At 56.2% G+C, this 16,979-nt stretch carries 17 protein-coding genes and 1 pseudogene; 11 read left to right on the forward strand and 7 right to left on the reverse strand.

Features of this window, described 5'->3' with window-relative positions; translation table 11 throughout:
* Positions 1 to 22 precede the first annotated feature (22 nt).
* From bufB to L6D74_RS20520, 3 genes are read left to right on the forward strand one after another with little or no spacing between them, the layout of a single operon-like run.
* Positions 23 to 910, forward strand: a complete 888-nt coding sequence (gene bufB, locus L6D74_RS20510) for an MNIO family bufferin maturase (protein WP_236190181.1) — start codon at positions 23 to 25, stop codon at positions 908 to 910.
* Positions 907 to 1,665 carry an HvfC/BufC N-terminal domain-containing protein gene (locus L6D74_RS20515; protein WP_236190182.1) on the forward strand — a complete coding sequence of 253 codons (759 nt, stop codon included), beginning with the start codon at positions 907 to 909 and terminating at the stop codon, positions 1,663 to 1,665. The genes bufB and L6D74_RS20515 overlap by 4 nt, the downstream gene beginning before the upstream one ends.
* The gene (locus L6D74_RS20520) at positions 1,662 to 2,177 is read left to right on the forward strand and encodes a DoxX family protein (protein ID WP_236190183.1); all 516 of its coding nucleotides are present in this window, start codon (positions 1,662 to 1,664) and stop codon (positions 2,175 to 2,177) included. The genes L6D74_RS20515 and L6D74_RS20520 overlap by 4 nt, the downstream gene beginning before the upstream one ends.
* On the opposite strand, the gene L6D74_RS20525 is transcribed toward L6D74_RS20520, so the two are convergent.
* Entirely contained in the window at positions 2,126 to 3,034 is a 909-nt protein-coding gene (locus L6D74_RS20525; RefSeq protein ID WP_221398861.1) for a LysR family transcriptional regulator, read from the reverse strand. The genes L6D74_RS20520 and L6D74_RS20525 overlap by 52 nt on opposite strands.
* A 103-nt stretch (positions 3,035 to 3,137) precedes the next feature.
* Here L6D74_RS20525 and L6D74_RS20530 point away from each other — a divergent pair, with 103 nt between their 5' ends.
* The 3 genes from L6D74_RS20530 to L6D74_RS20540 all read left to right on the forward strand — a co-directional run bounded on the left by L6D74_RS20530 (position 3,138) and on the right by L6D74_RS20540 (position 6,159).
* A complete protein-coding gene (locus L6D74_RS20530; protein ID WP_236190184.1) occupies positions 3,138 to 3,737 on the forward strand; it encodes a short chain dehydrogenase in 600 nt (199 codons plus the stop codon).
* Positions 3,738 to 3,796: 59 nt separating this feature from the next.
* Positions 3,797 to 4,450 carry a COG3650 family protein gene (locus tag L6D74_RS20535; RefSeq protein WP_064593947.1) on the forward strand — a complete coding sequence of 218 codons (654 nt, stop codon included), beginning with the start codon at positions 3,797 to 3,799 and terminating at the stop codon, positions 4,448 to 4,450.
* Between the two features lie 95 nt (positions 4,451 to 4,545).
* Positions 4,546 to 6,159, forward strand: a complete 1,614-nt coding sequence (locus L6D74_RS20540; protein WP_236190185.1) for an NAD(P)/FAD-dependent oxidoreductase — start codon at positions 4,546 to 4,548, stop codon at positions 6,157 to 6,159.
* A gap of 131 nt (positions 6,160 to 6,290) precedes the next feature.
* On the opposite strand, the gene L6D74_RS20545 is transcribed toward L6D74_RS20540, so the two are convergent.
* A complete protein-coding gene (locus L6D74_RS20545; protein ID WP_236190186.1) occupies positions 6,291 to 7,385 on the reverse strand; it encodes a PLP-dependent cysteine synthase family protein in 1,095 nt (364 codons plus the stop codon).
* 246 nt (positions 7,386 to 7,631) lie between these two features.
* Between L6D74_RS20545 and nhaA the strand changes: the two genes are divergently transcribed.
* A complete protein-coding gene (gene nhaA, locus L6D74_RS20550; protein ID WP_085647845.1) occupies positions 7,632 to 8,819 on the forward strand; it encodes a Na+/H+ antiporter NhaA in 1,188 nt (395 codons plus the stop codon).
* A 209-nt stretch (positions 8,820 to 9,028) separates the two neighbouring features.
* Here nhaA and L6D74_RS20555 read toward each other — a convergent pair whose 3' ends face one another.
* A complete protein-coding gene (locus L6D74_RS20555; protein ID WP_236190187.1) occupies positions 9,029 to 9,478 on the reverse strand; it encodes an OB-fold protein in 450 nt (149 codons plus the stop codon).
* 152 nt (positions 9,479 to 9,630) lie between these two features.
* On the opposite strand from L6D74_RS20555, the gene L6D74_RS20560 reads away from it, so the two are divergent.
* Together L6D74_RS20560 and L6D74_RS20565 are read left to right on the forward strand one after the other, a co-directional pair.
* Positions 9,631 to 10,500 carry a DUF2971 domain-containing protein gene (locus L6D74_RS20560; protein ID WP_236190188.1) on the forward strand — a complete coding sequence of 290 codons (870 nt, stop codon included), beginning with the start codon at positions 9,631 to 9,633 and terminating at the stop codon, positions 10,498 to 10,500.
* Positions 10,501 to 10,814: 314 nt separating this feature from the next.
* Positions 10,815 to 10,972, forward strand: a pseudogene (locus tag L6D74_RS20565) (S-type pyocin domain-containing protein); the annotation flags it as partial.
* Between the two features lie 158 nt (positions 10,973 to 11,130).
* On the opposite strand, the gene L6D74_RS20570 reads toward L6D74_RS20565, so the two are convergent.
* On the reverse strand, positions 11,131 to 12,489 hold the full coding sequence (locus L6D74_RS20570) for a hypothetical protein (protein WP_236190189.1): 1,359 nt from the start codon (positions 12,487 to 12,489) through the stop codon (positions 11,131 to 11,133).
* Positions 12,490 to 12,797: 308 nt separating this feature from the next.
* On the opposite strand from L6D74_RS20570, the gene L6D74_RS20575 reads away from it, so the two are divergent.
* On the forward strand, positions 12,798 to 13,415 hold the full coding sequence (locus L6D74_RS20575; protein WP_236190191.1) for a hypothetical protein: 618 nt from the start codon (positions 12,798 to 12,800) through the stop codon (positions 13,413 to 13,415).
* A 115-nt stretch (positions 13,416 to 13,530) separates the two neighbouring features.
* Positions 13,531 to 13,908, forward strand: coding sequence for a Rap1a/Tai family immunity protein (locus L6D74_RS20580; RefSeq protein WP_236190193.1), 378 nt, complete (start codon positions 13,531 to 13,533; stop codon positions 13,906 to 13,908).
* A 269-nt stretch (positions 13,909 to 14,177) separates the two neighbouring features.
* On the opposite strand, the gene L6D74_RS20585 is transcribed toward L6D74_RS20580, so the two are convergent.
* The 3 genes from L6D74_RS20585 to L6D74_RS20595 form a co-directional block, all read right to left on the reverse strand.
* Positions 14,178 to 14,939, reverse strand: coding sequence for a recombinase family protein (locus tag L6D74_RS20585; RefSeq protein WP_236190195.1), 762 nt, complete (start codon positions 14,937 to 14,939; stop codon positions 14,178 to 14,180).
* A 94-nt stretch (positions 14,940 to 15,033) separates the two neighbouring features.
* A complete protein-coding gene (locus tag L6D74_RS20590; RefSeq protein ID WP_236190197.1) occupies positions 15,034 to 15,246 on the reverse strand; it encodes a hypothetical protein in 213 nt (70 codons plus the stop codon).
* A gap of 929 nt (positions 15,247 to 16,175) precedes the next feature.
* On the reverse strand, positions 16,176 to 16,964 hold the full coding sequence (locus L6D74_RS20595) for a helix-turn-helix domain-containing protein (RefSeq protein ID WP_236190198.1): 789 nt from the start codon (positions 16,962 to 16,964) through the stop codon (positions 16,176 to 16,178).
* Positions 16,965 to 16,979: the final 15 nt, after the last annotated feature.

Raw genomic sequence — 16,979 nt, forward strand, 5'->3', positions numbered from 1 at the left:
GGGAGCCGCCCGAGTGTCGATCATGATCACATCCTGCGACCATGCCTTGCGCCGCACTCGGGCAGCCCTCACCGGGCTCCCGCCCCGTGCCGGGCTGGGGCTCAAGAGCGAGCACTTCAGCGAAGTGCTCGACTCAAGTCCTGACATCGGCTTCTTCGAAGTCCACGCCGAAAACTACATGGTGGCCGGCGGACCGTTTCACCACTTTCTGGGTTTGATCCGCGAGGCGTATCCGCTGTCGCTGCATGGGGTCGGGCTGTCCATCGGTGCCGAAGGCCCGCTGGATGTCCAGCACCTCAAACGCCTGGCCGCGCTGATCGAGCGCTATCAACCCCACTCCTTTTCCGAACACCTGGCCTGGTCGAGCCATGGACCGGTGTTTCTCAATGACTTGTTGCCCCTGGCCTACGACATGCCGACGCTGAACCGCGTCTGCGACCACATCGACCAGGTACAAAGCACCCTCAAACGTCCGATGCTGCTCGAAAACCCGGCGACCTACCTGGCATTCGAGCGCTCGACCATCGACGAAGCGGACTTCATCCGCGAAGTCATCCAGCGCACTGGCTGCGGTCTGTTGCTGGACGTGAACAATGTCTACGTCTCATGCATCAACCATCAGCGCGATCCCCTGACTTACCTCGATGCCCTGCCGCTGCATGCAGTGAGCGAAATTCATCTGGCGGGGTTCGCCGAAGATGCCGACAGCCTCGGTGATCGCTTGCTGATCGACGATCACGGCGCACCGATCGATCAAGCGGTCTGGTCGTTGTATCGGCAAGCGCTGGAACGTGTCGGCCCGGTGGCGACGCTGATCGAACGGGACAATCAGGTGCCGGCCTTCAAGGTGCTGTTGGCGGAAGCGCAGCAGGCCGACGAGCTGTTGCTGTTCGCGGGAGGTCGGCCATGAGCACTCAAGCCGCATTCAGCGCAGCGTTGCTCGATATCGTTCTGCCCTGCCCCGACGGTTTGTACAGCGCCAACGGTGCCGACCCGGCCAGCCGTTTCGCGGTGTACCGCAACAATGTTCAGAGCTCGTTGATCAACGCACTGGCCGACGGTTATCCCGTGGTGATGCAGCTGGTGGGGGACGAATTCTTCCGGGCCATGGCCGGAGTTTTTGTGCAAAGCCATCCGCCCCACAATCCGATGATGAGCTATTACGGCGGTGAGCTGGCGGACTTCATCAGCGGCTTCGAACCTGCCGCGAGCGTTCCCTATCTGGCTGACGTCGCAAGGCTGGAACGCCTGCGCACGCTGGCCTATCACGCGGCCGATGCGTTGCCTCTGAGTCAGGAGCGGATCGCCACTGTATTTGCAGACGCCGATGCGCTGAATGAACTGCGCATCGGCCTGCACCCTTCGCTGTATCTGCTCGATTCAAACTTCGCCGTGGTGGACATCTGGGCCGCGCATCAGCACGACGCGACCCTGGGCGGGATCGATCTGCATCACGCCCAACACGCGCTGATCCTGCGTAATGAACTGGAGGTCGAGGTGTTCGCCGTGGATCGCGGCGCCAGCCAGTTCATTCGCCAGCTCAAGGCCGGCCTGTCACTCACGCAGGCTCTGGAATCCGCCGAGGCCTTCGACCTCAGCCAGACCCTCGCCCTGCTGATCAGTCGCCAAGTCATCACTCATTTCCATCCAAAGGTGTCGTCATGAACAGCCTCATTGTCCGCGCCATCGCGCTGCTGGAAAAAATCCCCCAGAGTCTGATCGCTTTCATCGCGCGTTTTTCCATCGCAGCGGTGTTCTGGAAATCCGGGCAGACCAAGGTCGAAGGGCTGGCCGTCGACCTGATCGATGGCACCTTCGAGTTCGGCTGGCCGCGTCTGGGCGACTCGACGATTCCACTGTTCAAGAGCGAATACCATGTGCCGCTGCTTTCGCCGGAAATCGCCGCGCATCTGGCCGCGTTTGCCGAGCACTTTTTCCCGGTCCTGATCCTGATTGGCTTCGCCACGCGCTTTTCTGCGCTGGCGTTGCTGGGCATGACCCTGACCATTCAGTTGTTCGTGTACCCGGATGCCTACCCGACCCACGGCACCTGGATGGCGGTGTTGCTGTACCTGATGGCCACCGGGCCGGGAAAAGTGTCGATCGATCACCTGATCGCCCGGCACTACAACCGGTCCAGCGCTTCGCCGCTGAGTTTGAACCAGCCGATCAGGTAATCCGCCAGTACCTGAGTGCGTTTCGGTAGCCCGCCCTGATACGGATGCACCAGATACATCGGCATGCGGCGGGTCTGAAAATCGCGCAGGAGCCAGCGCAATCGACCGTCAGCCAATTCCGTCTGCAACAGATAGGACGGCAAGCGAGCGATCCCGGCGCCGGCCAGTGCGGCTTTCTTCAACAGGTTGTAGTGATTGCTGGCGAACGGTCCCGACACCCGCACCCGCAGCAGTTCGTGCTGTTGGTGATAGAGCCATTCCTCGCGACCGCTGTAATGACTGTTGAGCAGACAACGGTGCTCGGCCAGCGCCTGCGGCGTCAGCGGTTCGCCAAAGCGCTCCAGATAGTCAGGGCTGGCGCAGGTCATTTCCTGCCAGGCCAGCAGCGGCTTGGCCACCAGTCGCTCATCATTGGCGACTTCAGTGCGGATCGCCAGATCGAAGCCTTCGCGGGACAGGTCGCGGTAGCTGTTGTTCAGCTCCAGTTCGATCTGCACCTCGGGGTATTTCTGCGAGAAATCCAGCAACAGGCCATCGAAGAAGGTTTCTCCCAGCGACACCGGAACGGTCATACGCACCGGGCCGGCCATGTCGTCCTTCAATCGCGCCAATGCCTGACGCGCTCTTTCAACCTGGACGACAAGCGCCTGAGCCTGTGGCAACAATGCCGCACCGGCCGCCGTCAGGCTTAGACGACGCGTGGTGCGTTGCAGCAACACCACGGAAAACCGCGCCTCCAGCTGACTGATGCGCTTGGACAACTGTCCCTTGCTGCACCCCAGTTGCTGCGCCGCCAGGGTAAAGCTGCCGGCCTCGATCAACACCGCGAACGCCGCCAGATCATCCATCTCGCTCATGGATTGTTTCCAATTGAAAACCAAAGGTTGCCCATTAGTGCGCTTATCCGCAGAAAAAACCACTCTAGACTGAAACCTCGTTCAATCACTTGAGGCAATCACGATGAAAATTCTGTTGATCGGCGCGGGCGGCACCATCGGTTCGGCCGTGGACAAAGAGCTGTCGCAGCGTCATGAAGTCATTCGTATCGGTCGCAGCAGCGGCGATTATCAGGTGGATATCAGCGACAGCGCATCGATTCGCAAGCTGTTCGAACAGACCGGCAAGTTCGACGCGCTGGTCTGCGCCGCCGGCAACGTGACCTTCGCTCCACTGGGTGAAATGACCGAAGACAGCTTCGCCCTCGGCCTGAAAGACAAGTTGATGGGCCAGGTCAATCTGCTGCTGATCGGCCGCGAATTCGCCAACGACGGCGCATCGTTCACTTTCACCACCGGCGTGCTCAGCCACGATCCAATCCGCAGCGGCGCGTCGGCTGCACTGGTCAACGGCGCGCTGGACAGCTTCGTGCGGGCCGCCGCCATCGAACTGCCACGCGGTCTGCGCGTGAACTCGATCAGCCCGACCGTGCTGGTCGAAGCCATGGGCAGCTACGCCCCGTACTTCCGTGGCTACAAGCCGGTTCCTGCGGCGGATGTGGCATTGGCCTACGCCAAAAGTGTCGAAGGCTTGCAGACAGGTCAGACGTTTCACGTGGGCTAAACCCTTGTGATGAACGGTCAGCCTGCGTAACGTGGCGGCACTTGTCTGGAGAGCCGAAGATGCGTGTTGCCCGTTCCCTGATCGTTGTTGCCCTGCTCCCGTTGTTTGCCGCGTGCCAGTTGTTCGATGGCGCGCGGGAAAGCGCCTCCCACGTCGGCCAGACGCGGATGCAGGGGCAACTGACCGCTGCCGACGGCAAACTGGTGTTCCAGGCCTGCGGCGAGCAGCGCCAATACGTAGTCAATGACATCGGCGGCACCAGCGTCCTGCAAGAGGCCGCCACCCTGGCCGATGAGCAAGGCAAGCTGTTCGCCGACGTGCGCGGGAAGATCGCCGGCGACCGCCTCGACCTGACCCAGCTCTATCGCGTCGAACGCTCCGGCACTGCCTGCGACGATCCCAACTTCAAACAGTTGATCCTGCGCGCCGCCGGTCATGGCCCGGAATGGAACGTCAAGGTCAGCGGCAAGGGCCTGGTCATCGACCGCGAAGGCCAGCCGCCGCTCGCCGTGCCTTACGTCGAAGAACAACTGGGCGATGGCCGCTTCAACCTCAGCAGCGAAGCCAACAACCAGCGCATCGAATTGTGGGTGGCGCCGCAGCGCTGTGTCGACAGCAGCACCGGCAGCGTGCAGCACATGAGCGCCGAGTTGCGTATCGACGGCCAGGTACAGCGCGGTTGCGGGTATTTCGGCGGTTCGCGTAACGACTGATCGTTTTACCCTCACGGGATCCGGCGGATGCGGCTTATAATCGCCGCCTTCAAACGCCCTGGCGCAGTTGTGCGCCCCGCGAACCGGATCCTGTCATGTTACGAATCACCGAACTCAAGCTGCCGATCGACCATCCCGACGAAGACCTGCGCGCTGCCATCGTGCAACGCCTGGGCATTGCCAGCGATGACCTGCTCGATTTCACCTTGTTCAAGCGCAGCTACGATGCGCGCAAAAAGTCCTCCGAACTTTGCTTCATCTACACCATCGACCTCGAAGTGCGCGACGAGGCCAAAGTGTTGGGCAAGTTCGCCGACGACCGTAACGTCAACGTGGCGCCGGATGTCAGCTACAAATTCGTCGGCCAGGCGCCAAGCGACCTGAGCCAGCGCCCGATCGTGGTCGGTTTCGGCCCGTGCGGGATCTTCGCCGGCCTGCTGCTGGCGCAGATGGGCTTCAAGCCGATCATCCTCGAACGCGGCACCGAAGTGCGCCAGCGCACCAAGGACACCTGGGGCCTGTGGCGCAAAAGCGTGCTCAACCCCGAGTCCAACGTGCAGTTTGGCGAAGGCGGCGCGGGCACGTTCTCCGACGGCAAGCTGTACAGCCAGATCAAGGATCCGAAATTCCTCGGCCGCAAGGTTCTGCACGAATTCGTCAAGGCCGGCGCGCCGGAAGAAATCCTCTACGTCAGCAAACCGCACATCGGTACGTTCCGCCTGACCGGCATGGTCGAGACCATGCGCGAAGAAATCCGCGCCCTCGGCGGTGAAGTACGCTTCCAGGAACGCGTCACCGACGTGCTGATCGAGGACGGCCAACTGGTCGGCGTCGAGCTGGCCAGCGGCGAAACCCTGCACTCCAGACACGTGATCCTGGCGCTGGGCCACAGTGCCCGCGACACCTTCCGCATGCTCCACAGCCGTGGCGTGTTCATGGAAGCCAAGCCGTTCTCGGTGGGTTTCCGCATCGAGCACCCGCAATCGTTGATCGACCGTGCGCGACTGGGCAAATACGCCGGCCACCCCAAGTTGGGCGCCGCCGACTACAAACTGGTGCACCACGCCAAGAACGGCCGTTCGGTCTACAGCTTCTGCATGTGCCCGGGCGGTACCGTGGTGGCGGCGACTTCCGAGCCGAACCGCGTGGTCACCAACGGCATGAGCCAGTACTCGCGTAACGAGCGCAATGCCAACTCCGGCATCGTCGTCGGCATCACCCCGGAAGTCGATTATCCGGGCGGCCCGCTGGCCGGGATCGAGTTGCAGGAACGTCTGGAATCCCACGCCTTCATCCTCGGCGGCAGCGACTACAAGGCGCCGGCGCAACTGGTCGGCGACTTCATCAACGACATTCCTTCGACCGAACTGGGCGAAGTCGAACCCTCGTACAAACCGGGCGTGGCCCTGGGCGATCTGGCCTTGGCCCTGCCGGACTTCGCCATCGAAGCGATCCGCGAAGCACTGCCGGCGTTCGAGAAGCAGATTCGCGGTTATTCGCTGCACGATGCGGTGCTGACCGGGATCGAGACCCGCACCTCTTCGCCGCTGCGCATCACGCGTAACGAGGCGCTGCAGAGCATGAACGTCAAAGGACTGTTCCCGGCCGGTGAAGGCGCGGGTTATGCGGGCGGGATTCTGTCGGCGGGTGTGGACGGGATTCGCATCGCGGAAGCCGTGGCGCGTGACATTCTCGGTCTCGAGGCCTGACACCGGAAAATTGTGGGAGCGGGCTTGCTCGCGAATGCGTTGGATCAGTCAACATAATGGTTGAATGTAAGACCGCATTCGTCGGATCGCCGCCCGGAGCAAGCCCGCTCCCACATCAGGTTCCGGGTGTATCAAATATTGGCGCGTAGAACCGAGGTCGGCAGCGCCTCACCCTGCTCGGCACTCGCCGCCACGGCCGCCATCAATCCCTCCAGCTCATAGCCCTGCGCCTTGAGCCACGCCTGATCGTAATAGGTGTCCGCGTAGCGCTCGCCGCCATCGCACAGAATCGCCACGATCGAGCCCGACTCCCCCGCCGCTTTCATCTGCTGGGCCGCCATCAGCGCGCCGATCAGGTTGGTCCCGCTCGACCCGCCCACATGCCGGCCCAGACGCTGCGCCAGGTAATGCATGGCCGCCAGCGACAACGCATCCGGCACCTTGACCATCGCATCGATCACCTTCGGCAGGAACGACGCTTCTACCCGTGGCCGGCCGATGCCTTCGATGCGCGAACCGTGGTCCAGACGCAGGCTGGCGTCGCCAGTCTGGTAGTAGTCGAAAAACACCGAACGCTCGGCATCAGCGCACAGCACGCGGGTGCAGTGCTGGCGATAACGCACGTAACGACCGAGGGTCGCGGTGGTACCGCCAGTGCCGGGGCTGGAAATCAGCCAGGCCGGGCATGGGTGCTGTTCGTAGCGCATTTGCTGGAAGATCGACTCGGCGATGTTGTTGTTCGCCCGCCAGTCAGTGGCGCGTTCGGCGTAGGTGAACTGGTCGATGAAGTGCCCGTCGTGTTCGCGGGCCAGGCGTTCGGATTCGGCGTAGATCTGGGTCGGATCATCCACCAGATGACTCTGGCCACCGTAGAAGGCGATCTGCGCAATCTTTTCCTTGGAAGTGGTCGCCGGCATCACCGCAATGAACGGCAGGCCGAGCATCCGCGCGAAGTACGCTTCGGAAATCGCCGTCGAACCGCTGGACGCCTCGATCACCGGTGCGCCGGGCTTGAGCCAGCCGTTACACAAGGCGTAGAGAAACAGCGAACGGGCCAGCCGGTGCTTGAGGCTGCCGGTCGGGTGGCTGGATTCATCCTTGAAATACAACTCGATGCCCGGAAACCCCGGCAGCGGCAAGGGGATCAGGTGGGTGTCGGCGCTGCGCTGGAAGTCCGCTTCGATAATCCGGATGGCTTCGCGGGCCCACTGTCGGTTGTCGCTCATGGCTGTCGTTCTCGTTGAATCGGGCAGAAGTGCCTTTACAGGCTCAGCCCCCAAGCTTAGGAAAAAACCTACGGCACCGACAGATACAGCTGAACTTCAATCCCTTGGGCAACTGCTAGGCTCTCCTGCACGTGGGGGCCGATGCCTGTAACCATATATAACAAAAAAGAATATAACTTTTGTTTTAACAACTAACGGTACGGGTTAGGGTGTGCCACCTTTTGACTTTATCGATGGAGAGCGACCTTGCCTCTGCGTAGCACTTTCACGCGTTTCTTTCAGTTGGAAGCTGCCAGCGGTCTGTTATTGATCGCCGCGGCCATCCTGGCTCTGATCATCAACAACTCGCCGCTGTCGTGGTTGTACAACGGCCTGCTCGACACCCCGGTGGTGGCGCAGATCGGCGCATTGAAAATCGCCAAGCCTCTGCTGCTGTGGATCAACGACGGCCTGATGGCGCTGTTCTTCCTGCTGATCGGCCTGGAAGTGAAGCGCGAAGTCCTCGACGGTCAGTTGTCCAAGCCGTCGCAGATCGTCCTGCCCGGTGCGGCGGCGATCGGCGGCATGCTGGTGCCGGCACTGATCTACTGGTTCCTCAACCGCGACAACCCGGCCGCCCTCGATGGCTGGGCGATTCCGACCGCCACCGACATCGCCTTCGCCCTCGGCGTACTGGCCTTGCTCGGCAAGCGCGTGCCGGTGTCGCTGAAGCTGTTCCTGATGACCCTGGCGATCATCGATGACCTCGGTGCCATCGTGATCATTGCGATCTTCTACTCCGGTGAGTTGTCGACCCTGTCGCTGGGCCTGGCGGCGGCGTGCATCGCGGCGCTGGTGGCGATGAACCGGCTCGGGGTGGTCAAGCTCGGGCCGTACATGATCATTGGTTTGATTCTCTGGGTCTGCGTGCTCAAGAGCGGTGTCCACGCCACGCTGGCCGGCGTAACCCTGGCGTTCTGCATCCCGCTGCGCACCAAGAATGCCGAGCCTTCGCCGCTATTGGCCCTCGAACACGCGCTGCACCCGTGGGTCGCCTACGGCATTCTGCCGCTGTTCGCCTTCGCCAACGCCGGCCTGTCCCTGACCGGCGTGACCGCCGAAAGCTTCACCCACCACGTCCCGATGGGCATCGCCGTCGGCCTGCTGCTGGGCAAGACTCTCGGCGTGTTCGGCCTGACCTGGCTCGCCGTAAAAATCGGCATCGCCGCCCTGCCCCACGGCGCCAACTGGGGTCAGGTGCTGGGCGTGGCGATCCTCTGCGGGATCGGCTTCACCATGAGCCTGTTTGTCGGCTCCCTCGCCTTCGTGCCGGGCGCCAGTGAATACGCCGGGATGGACCGAATGGGCATTCTCACCGGCTCGGTGTTTGCGGCATTGATCGGTTATGCGGTGACGGCGGCTGCGAGCAGAAAGAACACCGCGTTGCCTTCCTGATACTCCGTGGATCGCTGTAGCGAACAATCCTCACGTCTTTAGAGACGCGTCCTACAGCCACGATTTTCCTGCTTCGTTAATGGCGCAACCCAACAAAAAACCCCGACCAGTCAGCAAAAATCTGCAAAATTATGCTGAAAAATCGGAGAAAAATCTGCAAAAGGGAGTATGCGGGGCGCGCTCCGAGCGCTGCGGAAACTGTTCATTCCCTAGAACCAGATGAATGTGCATTCATTGGACATTGGCGTCTTGGCGACATCACCTCGACCTGTGCAAGCCAAGGTAATCTTGTCGCCCGGTTTCAGTGTTACGGCGAACTTCTCGTTGCTTTCCGCCAGAGCGAACTGGGGCTCCATGAACTGATTCACGCCACCTTTCATCGTGATGTATGGCTTGCCTCTGAAATTGGTGTTGATGCTGACCACAGTGCCGGTCACTTTGAACGGCTTTCCCTTGAAGGTCTGGTCTGCCGCGTAGGTGTTGCGGCTGTAAGCCTCAGCTATGTCCGCTGCGGTGAAAGACTCCAAGGCGGCAACCCGCTCTGCTTCTTTTTGTCGTTGTGCCATTTCATCCACCCCTTTGGATGCGGATGTCTTGGGTTGCGACGTGTCATTGGCTACACCCTTGATAACGATGTACGCCAGGCCGACCGCAAGCACGATACCGAAAGTCCTTTTCGCTGACACAGCTCTTTCCTTGAAAGTGACGGAGGGCCCTTATGGTGGCAGGATGGCATGGTGAACGTCCAGTACAGGGGCGTAAGCTCAGATGAGTTCATCCAACCCCAACACTCACGCGAAGAGACGCGCTCATGGCAAAAGACGATTCGAAGCCGCCCTTGACTTGCTTTAAGTATCGTAGCGGCGCGAGTGCCCTGAGATGTCTCGAAGAAGGAACGCTTTACTTCGCCAAACCGGGCGAACTGAACGATATCCTCGAAACCAAGTTCGATCATGCGGAGCCCGAAGCATTCACCAAGATCTATCTAGACACGATCTCCTATGTGAGTGAGAAACGGGGTGGCCCCCGTCTATCACCCGGTTACCCATGCCCTCCTGAGTTTGTGGCGGTAAACTCAGAAGAAAACGAGCGGTTCAGAAATGCTTGCGACAACGTAGGCATCTTCTCTGCTGCACGTCGCCCCAACGATCAGGCTATGTGGGCCTATTACGCCGAAGACGGCAAAGGGGTATGTTTTGAACTTGAATGGTCTGCGTCGATCCTTGATGAGAAGGCTTTGATTCCAGTGGACGTGACGTACAGTCGTGTAGCTCGCAAACATAATCGTGCGGAAGACTGGCGTACCATTTTTCTCGATCTGGCAGAGAAGAACCCTGACGCTAGCTTTCAAGAACTCTATGAGCTTTCACTTGAAGAAAACTCCCGCCGTAGAGTTGGAATACTTTCAACGGCACGGGCCACGTCCGTAAAACACACAGATTGGGCACATGAACGGGAGATAAGGATTCTGTCAGGTAAATCAGGCGCCCGTCAGATACTTTCATCCGTACTGAAGCGAGTTCACTTCATGCGTACCGATGGAGATGAATGGGGGCCGATCCTTCAGGAACTACATCTGAATTACCCTCATGTGGAACTGGCTCAATGGACTTTCCACCACGGAGAAATTACAGCCGCTGTTCGCGGTATGAAAACCAAGTCTATCCCCATAGTGGATTGATGAAAAAAAACCTTCGAACGTCATCCCACTCCAGCACACCAAGCAATTCACATACGAAGATCAGTTTCGAAATTGGCGTGGTCTGCACATAGCGCGTTCCGCTCTTGATCTACGCCGTTGGAAGTGGCCCGTAGCCACCATTCAAAGTCTCTATCCAACCATTTCTCCTCCGCACCTCCAGCAATTGACATGGAACATAGGGAGTATTCAGTACGGCTTTTGGGATTTGTCCTACAGCCATTACATGAGCTTCCCACTAACGTCGATGCTGCCCAGCTAAAGGCTGGAATTCCCCAAGGACGAAAGGAAGCTGCATGTCTGGTTATGTACCCAACCCACCAAGGGCTACCGCAATAGCGGTGTTGAGCCTGTCGATATCAATGCCCAGCGTTGGGCCGAATACAAAGACCTACCCTCCAAAGAAGACGCCAAGCCAAACGCTGCTGGCTGTGTGTTCGCCAAGGCATCAAACGGCGATTGGCATTCCGCTATCAACCTAAGCTTGGGCTAAACGCTCTTGATCTGCCGCTGTATAACTTGGCTTAGCCATTGGAAATCCTCAAATTGACGATGAATAAACACATAATAGACCGAATGTGACAAGCCTAGCACTTGTCAATTTTCCACACGTCAAATACAGGCATCTCCAAAACTTTGCATACGTTCCTGCCCCTCAGACATCTCGTAATATGAGGCTTCAAGTTCTACGCCTTTCAGCATGTTTGAATCGACGGGGTGAAATTCGTGCTGCTTGCTATCTCCTAACAAGGCTGGCGGCAGATGCATTTCGGCCAGTTTCAACACGCCAAATCCACCGATCATGGCATTCAGGTTTTCAAATCCTGCGGAGGCAACACGAGCAATTGTGTCGAAGGAGCTTTCTTTAATCTCAGCAAAAATACCTTGAGCTTCCTGTAGCGCTGTCCTCTCATAATCCTTCTCGTAGTGCACACCCAGCCTGGCCATTGCTATCACCATTGACGCACCAAAGCTTACAGGAGTTTTTAGCGCATCCCTGTCCATTATCAGGCAGATCACATAAAACAATGCGCCTACATCATAGTTACCCAATGCTCGGCGAATAGCCTTAGCTTCAACATCAGAATATCGCAACCCTACTTCATCGAAGAACACCCGGATATTCTTTAAGACAATATTGAACACATCGAGGCTAGCATTGAGAGCTATTTTGGCAACAATTGATGCCGCCCAAAAAGCTAAGGTTGCTTCACTTTGATTAAAACGGTTCGCCACAAGATGAGCGCATACTGAATACTCAGTTAGCTTCGGATTGTAGAGATATTCAAAGGTTTCTTTTTCATAAAGACTAGTTGCGACTATTCGTTGATCTTCATCCTCAATGCGACGAAGCAGAGACATTGCCGCATCCATTTCCGCCGCCATCGCTCCGGTTTCAAGCAAGGAAATAGTCGAGATCGGCGACCTCACTATCGGCTCCCACCGCTCATTGAAAAAACGGACGAACAAAATCGGTCGCTCACCCGGCTTACCATCTGGGCGAAACTCTCTACCAGATGTGAGACGTGACCGCCAAGGTCGTTTGGTGTCAAACTGCTCGGCGACGGTGGTGTAATATTCAGGAAGTTTGAGCCGTCTTAGATGCGTGTAATAAGCTCGCATAACGTGGAACTTGCTCTCATCATTACCAACACAAACATAGGCTCTATGCATCATCCTTAGATGACGTAGCCCCCAGACGGTAGATGTAGAGTCCACAAAGTGAGTATATTCATGTACGGCCAAAACCAAAGCCTTCATCATCCGCTCACAAGTGGCGAGATCGATTTTTTCTACAGAGTTAAGATCAGAAAGAGCTATACCTTTAACAGCGTGGCTTTCTAAAGAATCAAGCATTACGATGCAGGTATTGAAGTCGAATCGGCCCAAAATATCTACTTGGCGAAGAGGATTCCAACGTGCACTACTATCCTTAATCTTCTCGACCAAAGTTTTGTTTGAGTCTGACATTATTTGCGTCCTAGCATTTATTGAAGAGTAGATGAGCCACAAGATTGGCTATGCTGCCATAGCTAAACGCCACTTCACAGAGGTGACGAGGGTTGCACAGGCTCGAAAATGACAAATGTGGCCCGCTGAACGCTATTTTCCATGCATCCCATGCGACTCAACAGATCGTTGCTCGCCGACAGTCTGAAGCTCTGCCTGCGGTTGATGCTCATCCAAGCGGACTGGCAGTCAATGGGTGAGTAACCCACTGTTTGCCGCATGATGGCTGACAATATTAGCCCTATGATTGAGCGCTGGAGCTGTTTATGATGAGGGTTGCCAACAGCGTTCAGCATTATAAATCGGGAAAGACTATGGGCCTGGAAGTTGCAACCACGGTGACAAAGGAAGACATCACCTTTTACCTGAGCGTCGCAACGACCATACTGGGTATTGCGACGTTATTTGTAGGCTTTTCGCAAATGAAGATTGCGAGCGCCAAGGTTAGATTAGACTTATACAACAAAAGATTTAACATCTATGTTGCCGCACTCGAATACTATCAAGCAATGTGGAACCACCCTATCAACCTTCTGAATCTTAACCAAAAAGCTGAAACATTCATCAAGCACTACAGAGAGTCTTCATTCCTCTTCTCAAACAGAGACGGTATCTACGAGACACTTACCAAAATTAAAGACAATGGTGCAGTAGTCAAAACCTATGAAGAATGGAAACAAGATAGCAGCGGCGTGCATTCAGTTGATGGCTTGAATGCACTACACACAAAGAGTGTGACGGCTAGGGAAAGAATAGCCGCCGACTTACAAACGTTGGAGAAGCAGATTGCTGATTACATTGATTTCAGAGTTGTAGAAGGCTGGGCGTTGCTGGGAATACCTCGTTGGCTTAAATGGTTTTCCAGCGTAACAAATACAAGGCACTGAACTCCGCCCGCCGCCGCCCAGAAGACCTTACACCTTTCGAAAAGTCTCAAATCAGATTGGGAAAAATAATGACCGGGCGGTGGTCGGTCTGAACAACACCTCAAGGATGCGCGGTATGAGAGCACTATTAATAGCGGTGGCATTGATTGGGATGTTGTGTAGCGGGTCGGTCATCGCTGACTTCACCGGCGGGAATGCCCTACTTGCTCAGTGCCAGGGTGTGATTCCTTATGTGACTGGCGACGAAATCAAGGGCGGGCCAACTGTCGCTGAAGGGATGTGCGTAGGACTTGTTGAGGGGGTTCTGAGAACAATGCAGAGCTTGAATAGTCACCTTCCGAGCGAGTTTAAAACATGCTTCCCTGAAAGGTCTGTAAAAATAGGCGAGGCAGTACAGGCAGTAGTCGATTACTTGCGGACTACCGAACTCCGGGACACTGATGACGCTACATTAGCGATGTTTGCTATTCAAGAAGCTTACGCCTGCAAGTGACATGGCATTCTCCTAACGAAAACGCGAATCCCGCGCAGCGAGAGTCATACACTTGAGGGTGTTCTACGTCTCGGTTCAGGGAAAAATAATCTGGGGTTCTATCCCACCCACTTAGCCTGACACGGGTGGCCCATTTGAAAGCTGTCCATTTCTCAAAATAAGTTGAAGTGCCCATCTCCAGGTCATAGATGTGACGAAGCCCTGCGTTGGCGAGGCTCTGGGGCGTCGTGTAAACCCTTCTGGGGAGGCGTGGAAGATCGTACAGGGGCTCACAGAGCCGCTTCACTCGAAGGAAAGTGAAGGGCCAGGTTCTTCATCACTCGACTCACTTGAATAGACGACCATTGGCCTCCCCGACTTGTGGTGATGCCCTTGCCGTTCAGGCAATCAGCAACCTGTTGGAGTGTACGACCACCTTTGTGGATGCACAGGTCTATGGGATCACGTACCGACTCTTGCCATGTATTCACGCGCTGTTGAACTGCCTCACTGGCCTTAGCACGGTTGGCCTCTGTACGGCCTTTATCCAGTGCTTCGGAGCGACGAGAAATCTTTTGAACAGACTGCACGTCACCAGCGTCAGCACGCTTCTTGAGGGCTGCCAGAGCTTCTTTGGTACGGTTGGCGATGAACTCTCGCTCCTGTTGGGCAAGGGCTGCAAACAGATGGAGCTGGAAAGAGTTGGCGGTGGGCATGGTTGCAACTTTGAACTCTGTTTCCTCCATCAGACGGGCGATGTGGTGAACCGAACGGGATAGACGATCCAGCTTGGCTACAACGAGTTGTGCACCCAGCTCTTTACACGCTGTCAGTGCCTTCTTGCCTTCGGGACGATCCTCGATAGCCAGCTTACCCGACACAACATCCACGAACTCACCAACGATGTTCCAACCATTCTGTTGGGCTGCACGAGCGATGTACTCGCGTTGAGCTTCCAAACCCAAGCCACTTTCACCTTGTCCCTGACTAGACACACGGCAGTAGCTCACTACGTCAATTGTGTTGGTGATGATGTTGGTGTCGGTGGTCATGTCCCCGCCCTCTGAATTTCGTCTGAGAGCAACTATAACATTTCTCGAATGGTCGTTCTAGAATTGTTATGGCAAATATCCTACTAAACCTTTATTACCTGATTTTGAAAATCCCAGCGGTTATGGCGGATGCGTTCGCATCGAGAGTCTGCAATGCGGTGACAGCGTTCTCATGTATTTCACTTGATCCATTGGCCCTGACCCACAGGGCTACCTCCTCAATTGCTGCTGCAAGCGCGTGCTGGTTATGCAGCAAGAGGGTTAGCACGTCAGCGGTGGCAACGTTTGCATCTGTGTTGTTTGGCATGCCAGTCGTCCTTGATGGGGGTGGCTACTATCGTAGCTCAGCAACTTGATGAACGAGTTGGATGCAGAATCCGCATGGCCCAGGTCGAGTGTGTGATGGAAACGCGGGTGATGCGCTGCTATACGAAGCGGAGCGACCTTAGCACGTCGAAACTCTCCAGATTTTGCGTGCAGGCGGGGAAAAACGGCTTTTGCTTGGTGTTAGGGAAGGCAGGTGGCTCTAGAATCAATGTTTCCGGGCATCGCACCATACCAACGCCCTCGAATAACCACACTCGATGGCCCAATTCCGTCCGTTAAAACAGGGTTTATCGAGGGTTTTTCCATACTTCTTTTTATATAAATCCGGTGAAATTAGTGTGCGGGGTACGCATACACGCAGAATACCCGATCAACAGGATTAGTCTTCTAGGCCGCCCAAGCTGACACTGACGGTTTCACAGGCAGCGCCACAACACTTTGCAATATCCATCGCACATCCAGTTGGTCAATACACCTGATTCGCATGGAGGAAACATCTGCACTTAGAACCATCCGCACCGATGAAGCCAGCAAGACAGAGGGCGATGACACAACGAAGTTATAGAGGAATACCCGTTAACCGAAGGTAAAGAGGAATTACACAGCAGCGTTGCTGCAACAGAACACTCTTTCAATGGGCAATAAATTTCATTTATTTTATTGCCTAATTACGGATGCCAGACAACCATCGGAGATGGGATAGCATTCCACTTGCGAACTTACTCAATAAATACAATCAATGTGCAAACCACTTTAATGTGATCAGACCACACGCCAAGCGTGTCATGGGATAACAGCTTCACCTTCGGTTAAAGGATTACAATTCCAGAGGTATCCAGCTCAGAGAGCCCAAAGCTTTTGAGCTTCTTTATACATGCGTCTGGAATTGTGTACCCCCTCGATGGAGGTTTATGCCGCTTGCAACTGGCCTTCATCCCGCCATTTGCGGATAGTCGACAAGGACACACCTGTACACCGACCAATGCTTTTCAGACTCTCGCCCTGCGACAGCATATCCATCACTTCGGCTTTCTTGGCGTGTTGCTTTCGGGCTGGGAACGTCAACACGGTGGGAATGAACACTCCTTCCACAGCGACTCCATACTCTGCTTCGGTTTTAAACTCGGTGAGGGTGCGCATGTCATGATGCAACTGTGCAAGCTCTGCGTCACTTGGCTTACGCAATTCATCCAAGTCTTCCCACATCAACGCGCCGCCAGGAGGCGGTAGTACACCTTCCATTTCCCAACGTAGCGCGTTAGGACGACTATCCATCATGCGGGGTATCGCCAGCTTTACAGCCTTCACGTAACGGCTTGCGTGACGCTCTCCAAGGTCGAGGAAGCGCTCTACAGCCTCCGTGGTGACTTCGGGTAGCCATTCGAGAATAGAGAGAATCTTGCGCACGCTCAGGGGCTTCGAAACACCACCTTGACTGATGCCCCGGCCATGCCAATCAAGTCGAGCAATACCTTCGATGATATCCATTGCGAACAAAGGGTATGGACGCTTGTAGTCGTCGGGCTTCATCAGATAGCCAGCAAACGGATTCACGATAACTCGAGGTTTGCGACGGATCAGTTTTAGAAGCTCTGGACGCTTGGTCTTGAGCTTCCCAGCTAACCAACGATCTGCGTTGGCACCTATACGGGCGCTCATGGCTTCAAGTTCGACGGGCGATAGTAGGACGGTGGACATTTCGCTTCTCCTTGC

Source organism: Pseudomonas pharyngis (genome assembly GCF_021602345.1).
Taxonomy (GTDB): Bacteria; Pseudomonadota; Gammaproteobacteria; order Pseudomonadales; family Pseudomonadaceae; genus Aquipseudomonas; species Aquipseudomonas pharyngis.